At 43.1% G+C, this 19,540-nt stretch carries 16 protein-coding genes; all 16 read right to left on the reverse strand.

Annotation, left to right across the window (positions count from 1 at the left end; genetic code table 11):
- Position 1: 1 nt before the first annotated feature.
- The 16 genes from NSQ66_RS24660 to NSQ66_RS24735 all read right to left on the reverse strand — a co-directional run bounded on the left by NSQ66_RS24660 (position 2) and on the right by NSQ66_RS24735 (position 19,282).
- A complete protein-coding gene (locus NSQ66_RS24660) occupies positions 2–967 on the reverse strand; it encodes a sugar ABC transporter permease (protein ID WP_051491076.1) in 966 nt (321 codons plus the stop codon).
- On the reverse strand, positions 964–3,894 hold the full coding sequence (locus NSQ66_RS24665; protein WP_076141534.1) for an extracellular solute-binding protein: 2,931 nt from the start codon (positions 3,892–3,894) through the stop codon (positions 964–966). Before NSQ66_RS24665 ends, NSQ66_RS24660 begins: the two co-directional genes overlap by 4 nt.
- A 167-nt stretch (positions 3,895–4,061) precedes the next feature.
- Positions 4,062–5,498 carry an extracellular solute-binding protein gene (locus NSQ66_RS24670; protein ID WP_036679632.1) on the reverse strand — a complete coding sequence of 479 codons (1,437 nt, stop codon included), beginning with the start codon at positions 5,496–5,498 and terminating at the stop codon, positions 4,062–4,064.
- A 74-nt stretch (positions 5,499–5,572) separates the two neighbouring features.
- Positions 5,573–8,152 carry an alpha-L-arabinofuranosidase C-terminal domain-containing protein gene (locus tag NSQ66_RS24675; RefSeq protein WP_081390137.1) on the reverse strand — a complete coding sequence of 860 codons (2,580 nt, stop codon included), beginning with the start codon at positions 8,150–8,152 and terminating at the stop codon, positions 5,573–5,575.
- Between the two features lie 471 nt (positions 8,153–8,623).
- The gene (locus NSQ66_RS24680) at positions 8,624–9,376 is read right to left on the reverse strand and encodes an ABC transporter permease (RefSeq protein WP_081386626.1); all 753 of its coding nucleotides are present in this window, start codon (positions 9,374–9,376) and stop codon (positions 8,624–8,626) included.
- Positions 9,370–10,146, reverse strand: coding sequence for an ABC transporter ATP-binding protein (locus NSQ66_RS24685; RefSeq protein ID WP_076141533.1), 777 nt, complete (start codon positions 10,144–10,146; stop codon positions 9,370–9,372). The genes NSQ66_RS24680 and NSQ66_RS24685 overlap by 7 nt, the downstream gene beginning before the upstream one ends.
- A complete protein-coding gene (locus NSQ66_RS24690) occupies positions 10,127–11,119 on the reverse strand; it encodes an ABC transporter substrate-binding protein (protein ID WP_141118505.1) in 993 nt (330 codons plus the stop codon). Before NSQ66_RS24690 ends, NSQ66_RS24685 begins: the two co-directional genes overlap by 20 nt.
- A 236-nt stretch (positions 11,120–11,355) precedes the next feature.
- The gene (locus NSQ66_RS24695; protein WP_076141532.1) at positions 11,356–11,829 is read right to left on the reverse strand and encodes a YhcH/YjgK/YiaL family protein; all 474 of its coding nucleotides are present in this window, start codon (positions 11,827–11,829) and stop codon (positions 11,356–11,358) included.
- Positions 11,830–11,859: 30 nt separating this feature from the next.
- On the reverse strand, positions 11,860–12,714 hold the full coding sequence (locus tag NSQ66_RS24700; RefSeq protein ID WP_051491079.1) for a MurR/RpiR family transcriptional regulator: 855 nt from the start codon (positions 12,712–12,714) through the stop codon (positions 11,860–11,862).
- A gap of 23 nt (positions 12,715–12,737) precedes the next feature.
- Positions 12,738–13,616 carry an ROK family protein gene (locus NSQ66_RS24705; RefSeq protein WP_038573107.1) on the reverse strand — a complete coding sequence of 293 codons (879 nt, stop codon included), beginning with the start codon at positions 13,614–13,616 and terminating at the stop codon, positions 12,738–12,740.
- Positions 13,617–13,639: 23 nt separating this feature from the next.
- On the reverse strand, positions 13,640–14,329 hold the full coding sequence (locus NSQ66_RS24710) for an N-acetylmannosamine-6-phosphate 2-epimerase (protein ID WP_076141531.1): 690 nt from the start codon (positions 14,327–14,329) through the stop codon (positions 13,640–13,642).
- Positions 14,330–14,353: 24 nt separating this feature from the next.
- Positions 14,354–15,196, reverse strand: coding sequence for a carbohydrate ABC transporter permease (locus NSQ66_RS24715; protein WP_080742596.1), 843 nt, complete (start codon positions 15,194–15,196; stop codon positions 14,354–14,356).
- A 13-nt stretch (positions 15,197–15,209) separates the two neighbouring features.
- Positions 15,210–16,085 carry a sugar ABC transporter permease gene (locus tag NSQ66_RS24720; RefSeq protein ID WP_036679648.1) on the reverse strand — a complete coding sequence of 292 codons (876 nt, stop codon included), beginning with the start codon at positions 16,083–16,085 and terminating at the stop codon, positions 15,210–15,212.
- A gap of 84 nt (positions 16,086–16,169) precedes the next feature.
- Positions 16,170–17,576 (reverse strand): extracellular solute-binding protein, encoded by a 1,407-nt coding sequence (locus tag NSQ66_RS24725; protein ID WP_076141530.1) that lies wholly within the window; start codon positions 17,574–17,576, stop codon positions 16,170–16,172.
- 148 nt (positions 17,577–17,724) lie between these two features.
- Positions 17,725–18,366, reverse strand: coding sequence for an SGNH/GDSL hydrolase family protein (locus NSQ66_RS24730; protein WP_076141562.1), 642 nt, complete (start codon positions 18,364–18,366; stop codon positions 17,725–17,727).
- Between the two features lie 4 nt (positions 18,367–18,370).
- The gene (locus tag NSQ66_RS24735; RefSeq protein ID WP_076138083.1) at positions 18,371–19,282 is read right to left on the reverse strand and encodes a dihydrodipicolinate synthase family protein; all 912 of its coding nucleotides are present in this window, start codon (positions 19,280–19,282) and stop codon (positions 18,371–18,373) included.
- Positions 19,283–19,540 lie beyond the last annotated feature (258 nt).

Raw genomic sequence — 19,540 nt, forward strand, 5'->3', positions numbered from 1 at the left:
CCTAATCCCTCCCCAGCACTTTGAAGATGAGACGGTTGAGCCCAAGCATCAAAGCGAACAGTAATACAGCAATCGCTGACGCATATCCCATCTCAAAGCGGATAAATGCGTAGTCGAACAGATGCGCCATAATCGTATGGCCTGCATAAAGGGGACTCGGAAATCCAACAAGCCGCATACTGACGTCAAATACGGTAAGCGAACCGACCACCTGCATCACCGCACCGAATAACAGCTGCGGTTTGACGCATGGAATCGTAATGTACCAAAGCTCCTGCCAGCGGTACTTGACCCCATCAATTGAGCCAGCTTCATATAAATCTGTCGGTACATTTTGAAGTCCGGCCAGAAAAGCAAGGAAACCTACCCCCATACTCATCCATAAGGAAACTATGATGATCACCGGTACGATCGAATCTACATTTTGTAGAAATAAATAAGGTTCATTGATAATCCCCAGCTGAATGAGCCAGTGATTGAGCAACCCCTTGCGGTCGCCGGCGAACAAATACAACCAAACCACGGACATTGCTACTGCACTTGTAATCGATGGCACATAGTAGCATAGGGTATAGAAAAAGCGGAACTTCTGCGGAATCTGGCTAATCAGCCAGGCCAGCAAGAAGGCCATAATATAACCTATCGGACCTGTAATAATGGCAAATTTCAGCGTAATCCCAACAGCTTTAAGAAAGATATCATCGTCTACAAACAACAGCTTATAGTTAGAGAAGCCAATGAATCTCGGTGTCTCAATAATGTTGTAATAGCTGAAGCTTAGAACGACGGACATGATAATAGGAACAATAGTAAAAACGGTGAACAGAATCAGGAAAGGGGCCAAGAAATAATAGGAAACTTTATTTTTCTTGATATCTAACCAAAGCTGAGTCCATTTCCCGGGGGTTTTCGTCGGCTGCATCTGTACGGCTTCGTTCTGTACCGGTGTAATTATTTCACTACTCATTTCTGACCTCCTTCCTCTTTGGCGCTTGAAGTCTGGGAAGTTTCAATTCCGAACTCTTCGCGTTTCTTACTAAGCTCTTTATTGATTTCACGTACACCTTGCTCCATCGCCTCCCGCGGGAATTTACCGTTGAGCACAATTTCATTCCAGATGTTGGCGATATGCCGGGTCGTGTAATATCCTCCAAGCACCACTTCGCGCTCTTTAAACCACTCCCACTGTTCCATAATGGCGTCGATATCATCCTGCTGCCACGGCAGACGTTTGAGTGCTTCAACATTGGCTGTATTCCAACGAGCTTCAACACCCAACAAAGACTCAAGCTCTGAGCCGAAGTTCTCCTGTGCATCCGCACTGGTCCACCATTTCAGGAACTCCCAAGATTCTTCTTTCATATCCGTATCCTTAAAAATAATTCCTGTCTGTGCAAGCCCGCCTGTAGAACGGTTAATCTGTCCATCTGCTTGTTCAATACCCGGCATTGGTTTCATGCCCCACCAGCCTGTCAATTCAGGTGCGGCAGTAGATAACAGAATGTATGTGGAATAATCAGCAACGCCGATTGGCATCTCTCCAGAACGGAAACGGTTATAGAAATCCGCTTGTTTCTGCAGCTTGTAGTTCGTAAAGAGTCCCGTCCACATTTTCATAGCTGTCAGTGCTTCTGGTGAATTCAGATCAGACAACATCCCATTATTCTTATAGAAATCCCCGCCATACTGGAATAAGAACGGCGCAAACTCATTAATTGCTAGACTTGGATTGTTCGGGGCATGTGGATAATAGAAGTCCATCCCGTTTTGTTGCAGCACAGGAATCAGTTCCATAACCTCTTGCCACGTATCCGGAATATCCTTCTCGCTAATGCCCAGCTGTGCCATAATATCTTTCCGGTAAAAGAGCATCGTGAAGTTCTGATTCTCCGGCAATGCGAAGTCTCCGTTATCATACTTATAAGGAATCAGTGCACCCGCTCTGAAACGTTCAGCAACCTCTTGATAATCTGAGAATTCATTCAGATTCACGAGTGAATTCCGCACCGCGAAGTCAATCGGCACTTCACCCTCAACCCCCAGTGCCACATCGGGAGCAAGTCCGGCAGTATTGGCTAATAACAGAATCTGCTTCTGATCCGCTGCAAGCGTAGGAATAATATTGACGTTCACCTTGATGCCCGTGTTTGGTGTAAAGTCCTCATCCACCATTTGCTTAATGATCTCCGCCCAATCACGTCCACGTGAGATCCAGACATCCAGCACCTTTTCATTTTTGTACGTATTTCCTATGCCGCTGTAATCCTTTGTAAAAGAACTAAAGAAGTCATACGTCATCGTCCCTACACGGGTATACCAAGGAGCCGCGTCTTTAGGCCATGGCTGATCTTCCGACTTCACTTCAATATAGTCCATTACAATACTCTGCTTCATTAATCCGTTGACCCATAAGCCAAGTGATGACTGCAGGTCCGTAAATTGCTGAAGACGACCTGGAATACTTGAGGTATCCTTCGCCATTTCAAGGAACCGGTCACGTGCTTCATAAAGCGTACTCAGCTCAGAGCTTCCATCAGCAACGCCAAAAGCATACATATCCTGCACAGCATCATCCAACGTCCGCGCCATCAAATGTAAACGTGGCACAAGATTAGGAATGTTCTGCTCCAGCTGCCAATCCCCGTTTGGATCAGGGTTCGTTCCCGTTACCTGCGTGATTTCACGTCCCAAAAGAGACATTTTATGTGTAGTGTTCAGCACAGCTTCAATCATTCCGCCAACGCCCGATACTTGAACTTCCATCCGCAACGTATGCTTACCTTGTTCTAGATAAAAGAAGTACTCTCCATCCTCATTCCCTAGCTTGTTTACTTGCCATTCCGCTTTGTAAGGGAATTTCAAGGCATTCAGCTCTTGGAACGGTACCTCGCCATCAATCATAATCCGGCGTTCCACCGGTATCCCGTTTAGGAACCACTGGCCGTAACGAATTGCGATATTGTAGAGCCCTGACTCAGGAATCTCGAAATCCCATTCCGCCCATTGTCCACCCGTACGCCAACCGACACCCCCAAAACTATTAAGCACAATAGCATCTTTGTTAAAAGGTTCGGTGAGTGGCTCCCGGTCCTCGATCCGCTTCAGCGTTGGATCTGAACGAAGGGAGGATTCTTCTGCCTGAATTTTAATCACTTGATTCTGAACAGGCTTGTAACCCTTATCCTCATACTCCTGCTTCACTTCCGCATAAGTCGGGAGCGGTTCTGGAGAAAATATTCTCAGTTCACTAAGTGCAGCCGGTTCCCGGATGGCTTCCAGCTTCACCGTATGCTCCCCTTTGGTCAGATAAAAGCGAAAGGGATCCGCAGTTCTGGCCTCGGCATCTCGAAACTCCCGATATTGCCAGCCTGTTACCTCTTCCCGCTTGGGATTAAATTCATTCCCTTGATTGTCCAGCCATGGCTCTGCACTTTCCTTCCACATCCGCTGGAATTCCATTTTTTTTACTTGAGAGAATAAATACTCCCCATCAATCTTTACGCTTCGAATGATCGAGGATCGTTTACCAGGAAGGGCATAATACTCCATCCCCATCTGATACAACCCATCTGCCGGAACCGTAAATTTATATTCCACCCAGCTATCCTCTGCTTTAAGCGCTAGTACCTTGCCGGGTTTTCCACCAAGATCCGTCATTACCTCTGTACCTTCAGAACTAATGGCCTTATAATCCCCCGAAGGAATAGCAAGCGTAAAATCCGATGAGTCCTTTGCTCCATCCTGCTGTTTTTCCTCGTAATAGCTTAAGTAAGAGGCTTCGAGTTTTGAATTAACACTATCGCTTTCTAAAATAGAGCTTTCATCAACATCCGCATAAACGGGGATGCCATCCATCGCTGAATTATCAAACCCTCGTGATTGATTCCACCACACTAGGGAGACTCCTAAAAGTACCAGTAACAACAAACTAATCTTATATTTTCGCAGTATGCGTAACACGCATCGGTCTCCTCCCATCTTTACGGGCCTCTCGGACTTAAGTGAATACAAGCAGGGCAGCTCTGGCAATTGCAGGCTGCCCCTCCTGTTATTAGATTTCCTTACGGCTGCATTCCCATTGCCTTTTTAAAGGCAGCAATTTCTTTGGAAGCTTGCTTCAAGACATCATCACCAATTTTTTGAATAGCCGTCTTGGAATCTGTATTCTTAGCCAGTGCATCACCGATCGCCGTTATAAAGATTTCCCAGCCCTTGTTATCTACTGGTGTAAGGTGTTTGACAGGAATATCATTGCTTAATTGTTCATATAGTTTAAATTCCTCTTGCCCACCCAGATATTCATTTTTAGTGTTTGCGTACCAATCAAGACTGGAAATATCCTTGTAACCCGGCTGAATGGAATGTTTTGTCCAAATTTTCCAAGCATTTTCACTTCTCATGCTCCACTGAATGTAAGCCCATGCCGCTTCTTTATTTTTGCTTTGCGAAGGGATAACAAAGCTTGATCCGCCCATTCCCACGTTAATTCCTATTGGCAAACGGGTTACCTTCCATTTTCCGGCAAGCTCAGGGAATGTTTCTTGAAGTCCGCGCGCTCCGAATGAACCCGATACGACACCAACCAAATCACCTTTTAGAACTAGCTGTTTACCTTCGTCTGAGCCATAACCGATATGTGGTGCCCAGCCCAGCTGTTGTCCACGTTTTGTAATATCGAGAACCTTCACCATTTTGTCCGTATTACGTGTCCAGTTCATATCCTTATCAAAGTAACCGACTTCATCTCCTGCCCATACGATCGGGCCATCGCTCCACTCCATAAAATATTTACCGTTAGCTTTCAAAATTTGAGCCAAGTTCAAGAGATTCTCTTCATCTTGCATGTATTCGCCAAGCTCAGCAGGATCACTTGGCAATCCAAGCTCTTCAAAAATGTCTGCACGGTAGTAATAAACCCCCGGGGTCATATCCCAAGGCATACCAAGCAGCTGTGAGCTGTCCGGTGTCATCCAACGTTCCCAGTTATATGGAACAACCAGATCTTTATATTTTCCAGCGTTATAAGGCTCTTCCAAAAGATTCTCCAGCACATTGCCCGCCATATAGCGATTCAACTGGTACATTTCTACTTCTGCTACGTCCGGTGCCCCGCTACCTGCGGCGATTGTCGTTTGCAGCTTGTCATGCAGGTCGCCAAAGGGCATAACTACCGTCTTCAGCTTAATTCCAGGATATTCAGCCATAAAAGCAGCGCCGACTTCCTCGAACACTTTTTCATTAAAGGCCCAAACGGTAACCTCACCTTGAATATCTTTGCTTGGCAGGTCGTTGGCAGGATCTGTTGCTTCCGTGCCCTCAGTAGCTGTTGCATTGGTTGGCTCACTAGCATTATTGGTTTTTTCAGTGTTCGTTTTTACGTTGTTAGCTGCATTTTTATTCGTCGTTGAGCTTCCAGCGCTGCTACAGGCTGACAGAATAAGCACAAAAACCATTAACATACATACGACTAAACTGCTCGTTTTTCTTTGCGAAATCATAACCTAACCTCCCTCTTAAATTGAACAAATAAATGCCTGTTTATAGTGAAGGAGTGAACTCCCTCCGTGACCAGCTATTTGCCCCCTTCCTTTAGTCTTAACACGGTCACGGAATATTTCGGGAATTCAAACTCCAGACTACCTTTGTCTACACTTATCTTTTGAGTTACAGGTGCCACCTTGTCAGGTTCAGCGAAGCTATTCTCAGCATTTAAATCGTCCGACTGAAGTACGGTAGCTGTTCCTTCCAGGCTTGATGTGGCAAGTCCGGCAAAAGAAACATCCGTGCGCTGAGCAGTGTCACCTGCATTAACGACTTTAACGATCAGCTCACCTGTGGCAAGATCACGGCTCGCAGTTTGGAACAGCGGCCCTGCCGGACTTTCATCATTCACCTCTTGTATAAGCTTGCCGTCGAGATAGAGCCGGATATTAGAACCGGATAATTCAATGCGGATATCGTACAATTTACCAGTCTCAATCCTTACAGGAACCGTTCTTCCGATGACTGCTCTTGTTCCACCTACTGATTTTTCAATCGCGCTCTGCGTATTTCCCCAGCCGCCAAGATTCCACCAATAGAAGTTGCCTTCATCTTTAGAGCCGAACATAATGAGCATGCCTTCTGCTCCGCCAGTCTTTTTCGCCTTAAGAGAAAGTGTATAGTCACTCCATGAAGCCTCACCGGCAACTGCGCGAATATCAATATCATTAGAAGTCTGCTTAAAAGTACCCTTGGATTGTTCCCAGTCCCCATTGTTTAGAGTCCAGGCTCCGGAATCCTTCTTGAAATGATCTTCAAAAAGAACGTCATCACCTTTCGCTACTCGTACATCACTGTACTCTACCTGCGTGGCCCAAGTCCCCAATCCAATTCCACCTTGAATGGATTGCTTACCGGGGGGTTCTTCTTGACCTAGAGCCACAAGTGAGGTTGGAAGAACTACATCCCCCTTATTGCTTCCGAACATCTGCTGCACATGATAAGAAGGTGTTCCGTAGCTAGTCGATGAATCAAACACAATAGCATCCGGGTTCCAAGTACGATCCTTCGTATTCACAAACAACGGAGCATAGGAGGACATTTTCACGATATCAGAATTCCGTTCCATACCCATCATAAAAGCGGCCTCGCCGATTGCAGCGTTCAGATTGCCTTCTCCGGCACCCTTGGTCACCGCATACTCACCAACATAAATCTCAGGACCACTACGGTCATAAGTATCGTATCTGTTCGAGTTGCTGAGGAACCATTCAGAGGTTTCATAGTAATGCTCATCAACCCTTTCGATAGGCTCACCTTCAACTGCCGCATTGGCAATGAGATGAATCTCTGGATACTGCTCTTTAATTGCCTTATAAAACAGGCCATAACGCTTAATATATTCACTCATCTGGAAATTGTTTTCGTTACCAATCTCTACATATTTCATATTAAAAGGCTCCGGATGACCATTGGCGGCTCTTTGTGCCCCCCATTTGCTAGTAACCGGTCCGTTTGCATATTCAATGGCGTCCAGCGCATCTTGTATCCACGGCTGAATTTCACTGACTGGAACGGTATTCTGCTTGGCTATAGGATCTCCGTTATGTGAAATCCCGATATAAGCTACATATAATGGTTCCGCTTTCAGATCTTCGGCCCATTGCAGATATTCGTGGAAGCCCAGCCCATCTGAGGAGCGGTAATCCCAATATCCCTTATGACCGGGACGCGTTTCAATCGGACCAATGGTGTTCTTCCATTGATAAGCATCAGTTGGCGTTTTCCCTTCCACAAAACATCCCCCCGGAAAACGAACGAATGCGGGTTTCATCGCAGCTACCTTTTCAGCCAAATCGATGCGAAGTCCATTCTCCCTGTTGTTCCAAGTCTCAGGAAACAAAGACACCATATCGAGATAAACAGTACCTACATTTGCAGCAGAGATTACAATTCGTGCGTTTGCTACAGTACCTGTAGAAGTCAGTGTGTATGTATATGGGTTCCATCCTTCTTTTAACTTATCAACGGTCTGTTCTGCATATAGCTCTTTGCCATCCGGGCTTTCTAACGTTATACGCAGTGGCATAATGTTCCCTGGCTCTGGCCGCGCATAGAAAGACAACTTGTAACTGGCATCCTTCGTCAAAGCGATCCCCCAGTAACCGTTATTCACAGCAGATACCGAACCGCCCTCGGCAGCAGATGATACTGTTAAAGCCATTGCCTGGGTCTGAGCCTCGTTCAAAAGCTTAGTGCCGGTCAGAGCAAGCTTCCCTTTACTGCCTCCTTTTTCATCAATCCACCAATTGAACAATGTGACCGAACTATCCTCAAAGGAACGATTGGAAATCAGCTCTGCATATAGCCCTCCATCTCCCGCATGATTAATCTCTTCGAAAAAGGCTCCGTACAACATCGGGCTTATCTTAGCTCCCGGATTTTCCGTATCCACGGTCAACGTATACGCGGGTCCACTACTTGTATTAGCTGCTGTCGCCGGTGGAACAGTTTGCTTTCCAGCTTCACCCGTTGCTTCTACGGCAGATTCCTTAGACTGAGACAGTGGCGCGGGGTTTTCTCCCTTAGAAGCCCAATAATACGTCAGACCGCCAACTACAATCACGAAAATCAGCACCGTAAGCCATAGTTTTCGTCCATATTTATTCAAAGATATTTACCCCCAACTTTTTATTAGCATTTTCATTTTCTTATGAAGCGAATAAATCCTTCCATTCGCAAAAACTTAAAATCATTCCGTAAAACCTAAATGAATCCGTTTCCATTGATAAAATACCATACTAAAATCTGGTTGTAAATAAATTAAACTAAACCTTTTTATACTTTTATGAATATAATTTCCAATAGATTTGCAAGAAATTAAGAGATTTATTAGTTTTTTTAAAATAAATTCCCTCTTTTCATCTCACCATCTTTATATTCCTCTAAAATAAACGGGGGTTTACAGCAATAAGTAAGTTTATTTTTCATTTTTTCCTCCATTTATTTTACTGTTTTATTTTTCCATTCAAATAATAATGAAATTAAAATTAATTTTATTCTCACCAAAAAATCATATAAAAAAAGCTCCCCTTTGCCTAAACTCGGGCAAAGGAAAGCTATAGTTATATCTCAACTAAATTTAATTCCGCCACTTCATAAACTTGTAATCAAGAAAATCAACAAGCAAGAAGAGAATAAAACCGACCAAGCTGAACAACATAATTCCCGCATACATCTCCGGATAATCTAATCTTAACCACGCATCCATGATGAAAAAGCCCATGCCGTGCTCTGTTCCATAAATCTCCGTAAAAAACAGTACAGATATCGCTGTCCCTAGCGAAATACGAATCGTACTCAAAATCACTGACAATGCACCCGGCAGTGTCACATGCCAGAACTTCTGCACAGCGCTGGCACCTATACTAGTTAAGACATCATAGGTATTGTCTGGAATAGCCTTAACCCCATCCCTTACAGAGATGATGATCTGAAACAATAGAATCAGCATGATCATTAGGATTTTGGACGTTTCCCCAAGCCCGAAGAACAGCATCACTACTGGAAGCAGGGCAATTTTGGGAACCGGATAGGTCAAGTAAACCACAGGGTCCAGCAGTTTGTTCCAGGTCAACGAACGTCCCATTAGAAGACCTATGAGCAGTCCAATAATTAACGCCAGCACCACACCCGCAAAAATTCTGAACAAGCTATACCCCACATTTATAGCAATATCCTGCACCCCTAACTGAAACATCGCTTTATATACAGCAAAGGGACTTGGCAAAATCGAATGATTCATAAGTAAAAATGCGATATACCAGACTACATTCATACAGACAAATACAAATAGAAGCCTTACTAGATGATGAAGTCGACGTTTGTTTACCATATCTCCTGCATTACCTTTCTAATCCGCTTAGTCTGCTCAAAGAAATCTACACTGTCCCGCTTATCCTCATGCTTCATATGAAACACCAACTGATTATCAATAATTTCAGGTGTAGTTTCTTTGTTGGAAGGCATGACAATAATCTTTTGCCCCAGCAGAATCGCTTCTTCCACATCATGAGTGACAAATAACGTAGTCGTAGGGTTAGCCAGCCAGTTATCTAAAAAGAGGACCTGCAGCGTTTCCCTTGTTATCGCATCGAGTGCAGAGAATGGCTCGTCCAGCAACAGAATAGTAGGCAAAATGGCAAAAGCTCTGGCAATCGCAACTCTTTGCTGCTGGCCTCCACTAAGGGATAAGGGATAACGTTCTGCTAAATCAGAGATCGCCATCGACGAAAGCCACTGCTTAATCTGCGTCTCCCGTTCTTGCTTGGATGAACTTGCCGTATGCGTAATCTTCATCGCTATCTGAATATTATCATGTACAGTCTTCCAAGGAAGAAGCCCGTAGTTCTGCGGCACCAGCCCGATTAACGTTTCTTTCCCATGCACAGATTTCTCATTAAAAAGAATGTGTCCCTGATAGCTAGGCAGCAAGCCCGCAATCGCCCGTAATAAAGTTGATTTTCCGCTGCCGGAGGGTCCGATAATGGTGTAAATCCCGTGCTCCGGCAAAGTTAAATCTACCTGACCCAAGGCCAATTGTCCGCTCTTATATTCTACTTTCAGATCCTTTATAACGAGTCCTTTATTTCTTGAATTGGACATCAGAAATCACATCTTCAGCCGAGATATTTTTGCTGAGCAAACCTTTTTCCCGTGCCCAAGCAAATGCGGCCTCTACTTCCTTCACATCCACTTGATAAGCTGGTACATAATCTGGTACCTTGATTTCATCTTTTAATGTTTCCGGATATCCTACTTCTTTGATTACAAGATCGATATATTCGGATTGCTCATGGGATTTCATATAAGCTACTGCTTCATCATATGCAGTATACATACTGCGGATAGCCTCTGCTTTGGCATCAATTGCAGTTTGCGGGAAAGCTAAAACGAACGGATTTACTCCCGCAGTTAGCGTTGAGCTCAGTACACGCAGCCCTGAGGTTTTGCCCATAGTTACAAAAGGTTCCGGCAAAATAGCCGCATCCGCCTTATTATTCTTAAGCAATTCTAAACGGGTCGGAATCTGTGGAACCTCTGTGACTGTAATATCATCTTCGGTCAGGCCCGCTTGTTTCAGCATCATTGCCACTGTATATTGTGTGGAGGTATTTTTGGACAAAATCACGGTTTTACCCTTCAAATCCTTCACATCCTGGATGGATTCATTTCCAGTCAGCAAATCAAACTCTCCAAAAGTTGTACTGGCGATCTTCACATCCAGTCCAGCCTCATTGTAAATGGAGATCGCAACCAGGTCTGCGCTTAGACCATCCAGCTTGCCTGCTTGAAAAGCTACATCCCGATCTTTGGCGCTTTTAAATGTTTGGATATCCAGCTCCACACCGTGGTTTTTATCGAAACCTTGTTCATGTGCGATGATAAAAGGAATAGCATCAATCGAGGGCAATAAACCTAGCGACAAGGAGGTAACTTCTTTTGCAGCCTCTGGAGCAGCTCCCTCTGACGATTCTGTATTTGTATTATTTTTCGAACCACAACCGACTGCAAGTGCAGCGATGACAACAACCATCATAGATAACAACAACATTCTCTTTAGACCTTTATTCTTCATTTAACTCTCCTGCCTCCATTATTCTTTCTATAGTGTAATTCTCTGTAATATTCTTTGCTCACTCATAAATGTGCATGCAAAAAAATCCTTAAGCTCTACAAAAAAAGCTTTAGGCATGTTAAGTTTACCACCAATCTTTATATTTTGTATATTTATAAATTTAGATATAAGTAAATAGAAGCGACGCAAAAAAAGCTGACAGCGGAATGGTTCCGCTACCAGCCTCAATCTCAATGTTATGGAGTTAGTAGATTTGTGTGGATTTTAATGACAGCTTTTTTAATCTGCTGCCCCGGTTGACCCATACCCGGTCTGTGAACATCATGAGGGAAAAAGACCGCGAACATGCCAGGCTTCAAAGATAACAATATCTCATCTGCTGATGGGGGATAAAGCGCATATTCTCCTTCGGCATCGTAAGGCTTAATGGGTTCGATCCCTTCTTGCAGGGTTGCCCAGCCAATCGTTTCTTCACCTTCGATCAGATAATGCACATCAATATAGGCCTCATGCTTCTCTGCGACTTGTTCCTCCAGCGATTTTGCCTCAAGAGCCATAATCGAAGCATACATTTCGTTCCCGCGAATTTCGATTCGTCCAAGATCAGGATCATGTTGTAAGATTACTTTCAATTCCTCGATAGCCACAACAATGACAGGATTCTCATACTTGATATGCTCTTCCCAAGATGACAAAGAACCTAAGATCATAACTTCCCATTCCCCTCACATCTTAATGTACTAAACCAGTTTCTCACTGACTGCTGAAGCTGTAGTTTCTTTATTGATTATGGACTGCTCACTAGTCTTCTTGAAATATTCTACATATAAAATATCAAGCAGATAGAGCTGCGATATCTTTGCAGATAATGAACCCCCTTGCAGCGGTCCTTCATTAGCACCACATAGCAGGGTCAGATCGGAGTACGAGGTTAACGGTGACTTTTCAAACCTGGTAATGGATATTACTTTGGCTCCTCTTTCCTTTGCTTTTCTCGCAACCTCAATGCTATCCTTGGTCGAGCCGGAATAAGAAATCACAACAGCGACATCCCGGTTAGACATCAGTGCTGCCGACATCATCTGCAGATGTGAATCCATTAAACATTCCGTTTTGTTCGTAATGCGCATAAATTTAATTTTGGCTTCCATAGCTGTGACTAGAGAAGAGCCCACACCGAAAAATAATACACGTTCTGCATTAATCAAATACTCAATAGCCTCACTGATCTTCTGTATATCAATTAAATTATAGGTCTCGTTGAGTGCACTTACATTCGTGGTCAGCACTTTAGAAGCAACAGCTTCAATCGTATCATCCATCAGAATTTGATCGGTAAGCTGCGGGATCTCATTCTCCACAGTGATGCTATGTGCCAATGCAATCTTGAACTCTTGATACCCTTTATAACTTAAAGATTTGCAAAATCGAAATATACTTGACTCCCCAACATCACATGCATCTGCAAGATCAGTAATCGACATGTAGACTACACTTCTCGTGTTCTCCAGTACGTAGTCCGCTACCTTCTTCTCCGTATTCGTCAAATTATTGTATTTAGAATGAATTGAAGAAAAAATACTGATTGTCCGCAAAAAAGCCCCTCCTTTTCAATAAATTAATGTACGAATAAGGAGGAAGCTCCCAGCAGACCTGCCTTATTCCCTAATGAGGCTTTAACAATTCTCACTCCCGCAAAGCTTTCCATAAGCAAAGACTTCGTTCGTTCTTCTACCCTTCGAACCAAATCTTCTTGTTCCATTACGCCGCCACCAATAATAATCGCGGATGGATTGAAGATATGAGTGATAGAAGCTAAACCAACAGCCACTTCAGTAATCCATAGATCTAAAATACGTTCAAGCTGCTCATTTCCGCTCTGTATTTTATCAAATAAGGCTTTTCCATCCGTGCATTCGGGATCTGCCAGCTGAGCTCGCTTCACTAAAGCTGTAGTTGAAGCGTATTTCTCATAATACGGCAGTCCTTCTACTCCGGATGTGGCCGACAATGGGTGAGTAAAGATATGGCCAAATTCAGCCGCTACCCCATTAGCCCCTTTGTAGATTTGGCGATTAATGACGATTGCACCGCCAATGCCTGTGCCAAAGGTTAGACATAAGAAATTGTTAAAGCTCTGAGCAGCTCCATAATAAGCTTCGCCTAATGCAGCTGAATTCACATCGTTCTCTACCATAACAGGTTTATGAAAATGATGGGTGACAATATCCTTAATTTTCATTCCAGTATATCTAGGTATATTTTCGTTAGCATAGACAATAAATCCTTCTTCTGCATTAACTTGGCCCGCGGTGCTTATGGCAATGGCATCAAAATGATCGTATTCTGCGATCTTTTCCAGCATTCTTGAGATTACATGAGGTCCCCCCAAGTAGCTTTCTGTTGCATACTCCTTGAAGTCATGTACATTCCCCTGTTTATCGCATATACACATCTTGGTATTGGTACCGCCAATATCTACGGCTACAATCCTCATTTCCATCTACCCTCTCTGGCGTTCTACTGAATAGCGTTCACAAACCGTTTCGTAATCTCCATCGGTCTCGTGATCGCAGAGCCAACCACTGCTGAATACACACCTAAATCAAACATGGTCTTTAATTCTTCAGGAGTGGAAACCCCACCTTCAGCTATAACGGGAACAGAGAAGTTGTTGACGATTTGTTGAACCAATTCAAAATCTGGCAAGTTGCGCCCTTTAGTAGCCTCTGTATAACCGCTCAAGGTAGTTCCAATCAGATCAAATCCCAGCTCAACAGCCTTCGCAGCTTCCGCAAATGTAGAACAATCCGCCATAAACAGTTGATCTTTGTAAGTCTCTTTTAAAAGTGGAAAAAGTTCAGAAATGGTAGATCCATCCGGGCGAATACGGTCTGTAGCATCCATAGCAATGATATCTACCCCTTCGCGGTACAGCTCATCGACTTCCTTTTGAGTGGGTGTAATAAAGACTTCAGAGCCTTCATACACCTTTTTGATTATCCCAATGATCGGCAGATCCACTTGCTTTTTGATTTCTTGAATATCCGCTACGCTGTTTGCCCGAATTCCAGAAGCCCCGCCTAAGTAAGCAGCATAAGCCATTCTCCCCATAATAAACGGGCTATGCAGCGGTTCTTCTGGTAAGGCTTGACTGGAGACGACTAATTTATGTTTTATTTTTTTAAGTACATTATTTTCAGTATTCATCAGTAACCCACTCCACATTTTTATTTATTCTTTAACTGCTCCTGCCGTAATCCCATTGGTGAAGAACCGTTGGAATAACATGAACACTAGCAACATCGGAATTGCAGCGATGGTAGCTCCGGCCATTTTATAAGCGAAATTAGGATTCAAATCCTGCATTAAGGTCGCAGTACCAACCATTAATGTTTTCATTTTGTTCTCTTGGCCTATAACCAGCTGCCACAAGTAATCATTCCAGACTTGCACGAAATTCAGAATAAATAAGGCTCCAATACCAGGTTTGACAATAGGCAGCATGATGCGTGTGAAGATTCTCCATTCATTTGCACCATCTATTCTCCCGGCTTCTCTTAAGGCATTAGGGGTTAAATCAAAGAATCCCTTTAATAGGAACACTCCAAATGCACCCGCCACGTTCGGCCAAATCATACCGTTATAACTATTTACCATTCCAAATTGTTGGGTGATCCGGAATAAGGGTACAATCATAATTTCTTTAGGAATCATCAAGCTTGATATAAAGATAATGAAGATTATATTTTTACCTTTAAAATTAATCTTTGAGAATGCATAGGCGGCCATAGAGCCTACAACAATAACCAAAATAGTAGAAACACCTGATACATAAATACTATTAAACGTCCATCTTAAAGCCGGCTGGTTCTGAAATACATCCACATAGTTGGAGAATGTAATCGATTTGGGCCACCAGTCTGGAGGCATCTTCACAACATCCGAGCTGTTCTTGAGTGAACTTGTGAATAACCAATATAGTGGAAAAAGATTAAGGAGTGCGAAGAGGATAATGATCACATTCGATATCACATCAAACTTCTCTCTCTTTTTCTTGTTTTTAATCTTCGACATGTTGTATTCCCCCTCACTTCACCTTAATCATGCTTCGTAGCTGTGGCACAGACAATATCAATGTAATCACGAACATGATAACCCCTACCGCAGAAGCTACGCCGAGTTGGTTATATTTAAAGGCATTATTATAAAGGTAGTACATCAGTGTTACGGAGGAATTGTTCGGTCCGCCACCGGTCAGTAACTGAATGACTACAAAGATTTTTAATACGGCAATAATATTGATAATCGTAATATAAGTTGTTGTAGGTCCTACCGAAGGAATCAGGATCTTTGATATCACTTGCCATCTGCTAGCACCGTCGATTTCGGCTGCTTCAAAAAGCTCTTTCGAGACACCAATCATCGCAGCTATATACAGAATAATTGCCTGGCCAACGTTAGTTGCGAAGGTTACAAATATCACGACTGGCAGAACCGTCTTTGGATTTCCCAGCAGATTAATCGTCCCTAGCCCCATATCTTTATATAGATAAGAGATAAGTCCGTTAGCCGGATTCAGCAAAAAGCTCCAGACCATACTCATAACCACCATGGACACCATTACCGGGATATAATAACTTCCTCTAATAAAGGAAACGTACTTAGCATTTTTATCAAATACCGCAGAGGCTACGAACAATGCAAACCCCACTGTAAGTAGAACGATAAATATTACGAACACAACGGTGTTGATGGTAGCCTTAAAAAATACCGGATCATTAAACAATGTGGTGTAATTGGCAAAACCCACAAATTTCTCACTGTCATAATTAATCTGGTATAGACTCAGCCGCATCCCTTCTAAGATCGGATAGACAAGAAAGGCTAAGAATACTATCATCTGAGGTAAAATAAACAGATAACCTGTAATATTCTCTTTTAGGTAATTACTACGTAGTTTCATATCGTTTACCTTTCTAATTAACAGCCCCAGAGTCTCTTCAGACCCTAAAGGCTGTCAATCGTGTATTGTTTATCTGGTCTTAGATTATTGGAAAATTACAGAGCCAGCTTTATTGGTCTCAATCACCTTGTTGCCACTTGCCTGATAATCTTGCACAAACTGTTCCGGTTTCTTAGCTCCCATGTAAAGTGCTTGTAGCTCTGGATATAAGACCTCTCTTAATTGGCTGTATCCTGGAACGTTGCCTGTGAAGTTGAACAAATATTTAGAGTTGGCATCGTAAGCTGCAAACAGTGGATTCTCCGCTTTAAGTGCTTCGGCTACAGAACTTCTTACAGGAATACCATTCTTAGAGGATTTAACTAACTCAGGATCGCTTGAGAAGAACTTCACGAAATCTTTAGCTACTTCAGTCTTCTTAGCATCTTTGGACTTGAATACACTAACGCCTACTACATAAGTAAAGGATAGAGGATCGCCGCTTTCCGACGGAATATTAGCAAGTCTCATATCAAATTTCGCTGCCGTACCATCCGCCATATTAGCTTTCGTACCATTAAACAGAATCGGGTTAGTGAAACTGATCGCTAATTGCTGATTTTGGAACATAGCATTGGCATCATTAGAAGAAACAGATTCTGCTCCTGGATTTGTATATCCGCCGTCATATAGGTTTTTCAGCCAAGTTGCAGCTTTAACTCCGTTCTCATCGTTCAGGACAATGTTGCCTTGATCATCAAAGAACTTATTGCCGAACATTCTCATATAGGCAAGGTTCCATGTATCGCCCTGATTATTTACAGCGAATAATGCCATTGGATATGCATTCGAATACTTATCCTTCGGCAGATTGTTTTTCAGACCCTCAAGAATTTGTTGATATTCATCCAAGTTCCAAGTTTTGATTTCGGATTCTTCACCCACAAACTTTTCTAAGCCTGCTGCTTTAAACATGTCCGCGTTGTAAACCAAGGTGCCTGGGTTGTGCTGGAATGGATAGAAATAAATATCTTCTCCGAACGTTACAGCGTCCCAGTAGTTTTGAGCAATATCGCTCTTCGCGTCTTCATCAATGATGTCGGTCAAAGGAACCAATGCTCCACGGTGAACGTAATCCCCCATCGGGAATACACTCTCAAAGAACACATCTGGAGGTGTTCCTCCGCTTAAGTTAACGTTAAGCAATTGATCGCGCTGATCTCCAGCAATGACCTCTATTTGAATATCCGCATCATATTTATCATATTGTGCTTTGAATTTCTCAGCGGCGTGCTTTAGGAAGCTATCATAGTCCGCGCCTGCCTCCGTGGCATCCACAACACCCTTCCACTGTGGAGTCAGCCATACTCTGATCCCCACTTTTTCCTTCCCAGATGCAGAAGAATTATCGGATGTATTAGAGCTAGCAGCATTGTTACCTGAGCAACCTGAAATTAAAGAAATAATCACCATTAGCGCAACCATTGTCGAGAGTAAACGTTTTTTCTTCATTTATAAACCTCCCTAAAAGTTTTGTGAGCATTATCTTCTCTGAATCGCTTCGTACAAAACTTGCTTCGAAAGCATATGCTTAAAGTTTTGTAAGCATTATCTTCTTTGAATCACTTCGTACAAAACTTGCTTCGAAAGCATAGAACCCTTAATTTAAAATCCGTCTGGCATGGTATTGCACTAAATCGGCCATGCTGCGATGTCCTTGCGGATCAAGATGCATATAATCAATTTCATTCATCGATACATGATCTCTGGAGTCTATAAAGTGGATGCCAGTTTCCGTTAGTAACGCTGCAAGATGCTCAGCGAGCTCCATAGACTTCTCACTACATCCGCTACCCATCGGTTTGCCAATAGGGGTATGAATATACTCTGCTCCAATCGGAGGGGGCGCGATTACTAGAACCTCTGGAGCCTTCCCCTCGGGTCCAGCACCGCTACCTTTAGCTTTAAGAGCCAACCTAACAATACCTTGTGCGATGTTATAAGAAGTTAGTCCAAACCTTTCTTTTGTATCATTGGTCCCAAGCATGATCACAACCAAGTCTAATGGCGAATGTGACATCAGGCAGGGATAAATATAGGAGATTCCAGAAAGTCCTTCAAATAGAGGGTCCTCACTGACACTTGTTCTGCCGGGAAGCCCTTCTTCGATCATTCGGTAGGCGTCACCCAATTCTGTATGAAGAATTCCCGTCCAACGAATATCATCCTTAAATCTGCGGTCTGTCTCTGCGTCGTAGCCCCAAGTATTAGAATCGCCAAAGCATACGATGGATTTCTTCATTATCCTAACCGCAATATCTTTCAATAGCTTGATCAATCAATTTCATAATGTCTGCGATCGGACTAGCATCCTCAGCGGCTACTGCCTCAAGCGGTGCTCTTACGCTGCCAATGTTTACGCCTCTTAATTTTAGAATCTCTTTTATTCCGGCATACATGGCACCTTTGAGTGAACAAAGGGCGATGATAATATCGTTGATATCGCTTTGGATTTGTCCAGCTTCTTCGAACTTACCAGCCTTAACAAATTCATTTGCTTGGAGGAACAGCTCAGGCATAACCGCATAGGTTCCACCGATTCCCGCATCCGCTCCCATGATTCTTCCCGCAACATATTGTTCATCTGGTCCATTAAATACCACTACATCTTTTCCACCCACTCTTTTGAATCTTTCAATATCCATAGTCGGCATGGAGGAGTTCTTCACACCAATCACCTTTTTGTTCGCAAGCAGCTTCTCAAATAGGGAAGGAGTCAGTGTATATCCAGTAGTCTGAGGAATGTTGTAGATAATGAAGCTAAGAGGGGTTGCCTCCATAATCTCGCTCCAATATTTATAGACTGCACTATCAGGTAATTTGAAATATATAGGCGGGATTGCGGATAATGCATCATACCCTAAGGTTGCAGCATGTTTCGCTAACTCAATACTATCTCTAGTGGAAGGGGCACCCACGTGGGCAATCAGTGTCATTTTACCTTTCAGGTTACTAGCTACGTAGCTTAGTACCGCTTTGCGTTCGTCGAGACTCTGGTAAATACATTCTCCTGAGCTGCCTCCCACATATACACCTTGAACTCCTTTTTCAAATAAGTAATCACATAAAGCATGCGTCCGGGATTCCGAAATGTTTCCTTGATCGTCATAGCAGGCATAAAAGGCAGGTATAATTCCGTGGAACTTTGTGAGTGTCATTGTTAATCCCCCTTAAGTTGTGAGCGGTTTCTTTTCTACATAAACAAAATATCATTATATTTTGGTTTTGTAAATTATTTTCTCTATTTTTAGAAAAATAAAATTTATTTCCACCAATCTCATTTATGATTAACAAAATAATGGTTCTCAGTATAACTCGCAGCTAATAATCATTTATTTTTCCATATTCATTAGAAAATAATCCTGCAAATATTCCACCCTAAATTTATTTCTTCCGGGCAGTATTTGTTGGATATA

The sequence above is a fragment of the Paenibacillus sp. FSL H3-0329 genome (genome assembly GCF_037963285.1).
Taxonomy (GTDB): Bacteria; Bacillota; Bacilli; order Paenibacillales; family Paenibacillaceae; genus Paenibacillus_AQ; species Paenibacillus_AQ odorifer.